The organism is Desulfitobacterium sp. (assembly GCF_982384815.1).
The window spans coordinates 1-3,697 of record NZ_CEVWNY010000170.1 but is presented as its reverse complement, the minus strand read 5'-3'; the positions used below and the strand labels follow the sequence as shown (position 1 = coordinate 3,697).

At 45.7% G+C, this 3,697-nt stretch carries 2 protein-coding genes and 1 pseudogene; 2 read left to right on the top strand and 1 reads right to left on the bottom strand.

The genetic code is table 11. The annotated features are described in order from the left end of the window. Positions 1-261 (bottom strand): annotated as a pseudogene (locus AC1U9U_RS15665) (IS1634 family transposase); the annotation flags it as partial. Positions 262-490: 229 nt separating this feature from the next. Between AC1U9U_RS15665 and AC1U9U_RS15660 the strand changes: the two are divergent. Both AC1U9U_RS15660 and AC1U9U_RS15655 read left to right on the top strand, forming a co-directional pair. Further along, complete coding sequence (locus tag AC1U9U_RS15660; RefSeq protein WP_479961486.1) at positions 491-2,323, top strand: O-antigen ligase family protein; 1,833 nt, start codon at positions 491-493, stop codon at positions 2,321-2,323. An 11-nt stretch (positions 2,324-2,334) separates the two neighbouring features. Continuing rightward, positions 2,335-3,697, top strand: a 1,363-nt coding sequence (locus AC1U9U_RS15655) for a cell wall-binding repeat-containing protein (RefSeq protein WP_479961485.1), incomplete at its 3' end; no start/stop codon positions are given.

Genomic DNA, 3,697 nt, shown 5'->3' with positions numbered 1-3,697 from the left:
AAGCTTCATGATAGCGTTAGCATCGTACTCTTCCTTAGAATGGCGTTGCCTATTCGCAAGAAACGTATCAATTCCTAATTCATGATAAATCCGGCTAAGCACAGCATAACCGAAATTCTTGCGGTTTGAAGTACTGGAATCAAGGCGTTCCTCCTTACCAATAGTAAAAGAAAGAGGTGCGTTATCTTTGAGATTTTCATCATTTAAGCGAGCAATTTCCTGATTGCAAAAGGCTATAGGGTCGTCATGGAGCTTTTCCAACTCGTCAAGATAGCCAAGAGATTTGACAGTAATGGATTTAGGATATTTGCTGCCTTTTTCTCTAAAGGGCCTGAAAACATTAGTATTTGTAATGCTTTCGGGCGTTTAGTCACTCCATATCTACTGCAAAATTAGGGAAATATTTCATGTTATCTGCCACTGGATTTCTTTTTCTGCTATAATGAATTGAGTAGAGAATGATGGTGTCTGACATCAGGGGAGGAAATCTGTGAAGAATCAAAAAAATATTAAACCAAGTGTGCAATGGTATTATCTGTTGCCCCTTATTTTCGTGACGGCTGTTCTGCCTTTAATTGTTCACCTGAAGGTTATTCCTCTGTCAGGAGTCAGCTTTGCCTATTGGAACGGTAGCGCGGAGAATTACGATTTCTTTTCTTACTACAAAGGAATCGGGGTAATTATGGCAGCGCTCGCAGGGGCTTTTCTTGTGGTCGTGCGGGTTTTTCAGAATGACTGGAGTTTAGTGAAAAAATCCCTTAAACCCTATTACGCGGCAGCCGCACTGTATTTTCTATTCATCGCAGCATCCGCTGTGGCTTCGGATTTCCGTAGTGTGGCCTTGAGCGGCTTTCCCGACCGTTATGAAGGGATGTATGTCTTAGCGGCCTATCTGCTGGTCTTTCTGGTAACCACGGCATTGGTATCCGATGAGAAGCAGGTCAAACTGATTCTCGGTGGCTTGCTGGCGGGGGCTTTAGTGATCGGCTCGATCGGACTGTTCCAATACATAGGGTATGATGTGTTAAAATCTGATGTTGCCAAGAGCTTGTTTCTACCTAAAGAGTATAAACAGATTGGGGAGCAGTTGACTTTTAAATTCGACAAGAATGTTATCTACGCTACCTTATATCATTATAATTATGTGGGCAGCTATATTGCGATGCTCTTTCCACTGTGCTTCGCCATGTTGGTCTTAGTCAAAGATAAACGTGCCAAGGTTGCATTAGGTCTTATGACCGTTTTGATGGGTATTGTCTGGCTCGGGTGCAATGCCCGTTCGGGGATTGTGGGCGGTGGACTGGCCCTACTGGTCTTTTTAATCGCTATCAACAAGATGATCAGGAAGCATTGGAAGTATTTCGGGGCTAGTGTACTACTGTTGCTTGCCTTGGCCATTGGACTGAATCAGCTGTCAGGAGGGTATTTTAGCACCAGGGCCATGTCCCTCTACACCGATACCAAGGCTTTGATCGGCCTGGCCGAAAACACAAATTCCCAGGAGGATAGCATCCCTTTAAAGGCTGTGGACATTAATGGCAACCAAGGGATGGTTGTTACAAAATCTGAAACCCTTAACTTCACTTATAGTGAGAACCGACTCACCTTTACTGACAGTGAGGATAGGACCATTCCCTATACCTATAACAGGGAGCAGGGCATAATAGTTTTTGACGATTCCTTATACGCAGAGTATCTTCTTACTGTTGGGCAGCTCAACGGCAAAGGGGCCTTGAAAATTCAAAAGGGAGATATTCAACTCTTTTTCGGATTGGAACCGGACAAGATCACCTTCCTCAGCCCTAATGGCAGGGAAATCAGCCTGGATCCTGTTGAATCCTGGGGCTTTGCTGGTCATGAACGCATCGGTTCTTCCCGGGGCTACATTTGGTCTCGTTCCCTTCCTTTATTAAAAAATACGCTATTCCTGGGCTATGGGCCGGATACCTTTGCCATAATTTTCCCTCAGCATGACATATTTGGGAAGATGTATGCTTATCATGGGGATATGTGGCAGATTGTGGACAAACCCCATAATCAATACTTACAAATTGCTATCAATACTGGGGTTATTTCTCTTTTGGCCTTTCTCTTTATTGTAGTATACTATCTCTATCAGAGTTTTCGTTTATATGTCTCTAATCCGTTCCAGGATTTTCTCTCCCAGGCAGGGGTGGCTGTTTTTATTGCTATCGTGGGCTACCTTGGTGCAGCGTTCTTTAATGACAGTGTAGTTTCCGTCGCCCCGGTCTTTTGGTGCCTGCTGGGCTTGGGAGTAAGTATTAATCATATGCTCAAGACAAAAGAAGTGAAGGAGCCATGAGCTGGGAGGATGTGAAAAAGGTGATTAACATGAAAAATCTATCTGGAAAAATAACCGGCATTTTACTTGGTGCAATATTGCTTATATTTTTTTTAGACCAACAGGCTTACGCTTCCACAACGGTGTCCAGACTATCCGGTAGCGACCGTTATCAGACTGCGGTGGCTATCAGCCAGAGTGGCTGGCCCGATGGAGCCGACAATGTGGTGATAGCGACCGGCCAAAACTTTCCCGATGCTTTAAGTGCGGCTACATTGGCTGGTAAAAATGGAGCACCGATCCTTCTGGCTGGGCCTAAAGGCTTCAGCTCGGAGACCTTACAGGAGATCAAACGCTTAAGTCCGAAGAAGGCTTATATCGTGGGCGGATTAAGTGCAGTTCCCAGTAATGTAGAAAGCCAGCTGTCCGCTAATGGGATTACTTCCACCCGTTTGTCCGGCAAGGACAGGTATGATACGGCTATGGCTGTAGCACGATCGGTAGGAACGTCTAACGGAATATTCATTGTTCCAGGTGAGAGCTTTGCCGATGCTTTGTCAGCGGCGCCGCTTGCAGCTGCCGAAGGGATGCCGATTATTCCGGTTCCTTCAGATGATATGACCAAAAATCAAAAGAGTTACTTTGCCCGGGCTAAGCTTAGCAGAGTCATCATCCTTGGTAGCGCAAAGGAAATTCCACAAGTCATTCGGAACCAATTTGCCGCTGCTGAAAATATCACAGGGGCTGATCCCTATACCAGAAATGTTGCTCTGCTGCAGGAATTCAGCGAAAGCCTGAGCAGTGATCAGGTCTTTATCGCTACCGGACAGGCTTACCCGGATGCCCTGGCTGCGGCGGCCTATGCACAGATGAACAATAACCCCGTTATATTGTTGAATGGCAATCAAGTAAGTGCGGCAGCGGAAAAGTATTGTTCGACGCAGGTGATCAATGAAATTACGGTATTGGGAGGGGAGGGGGTCATTGCTTCAAGCACTGTCCAGCGCTTAGCTAACCTGACTCCAACTATTAGCGAAGTAAAGAGTATCAATGTTACCGTCAAGGAAAATCAAAGCTATACCTTGCCCAAAACGATTGAAGCTAAAACCAGCCAGGGAAATTGGGCGCAGGTCCCAGTCACATGGAACTTAACGAATGTATCTACAGCCAAGACAGGAACTTATTATTATACTGGTTCCGTAAAGGGTTATGATGATACCGTTGAGCTGGTCCTCACTGTCGAGGCAGGTCCGGTTAAAGTAGACACCTTCAGTGCCGAGGTCATTCGCGGCAGCGATTATTCCCTTCCGGAGACAGTAACGGTGAGCATGAGTGATCATAGTATCAAAAAGTTGCCAGTACAATGGAGCAGCACACCTACAGCAACGATCCTCA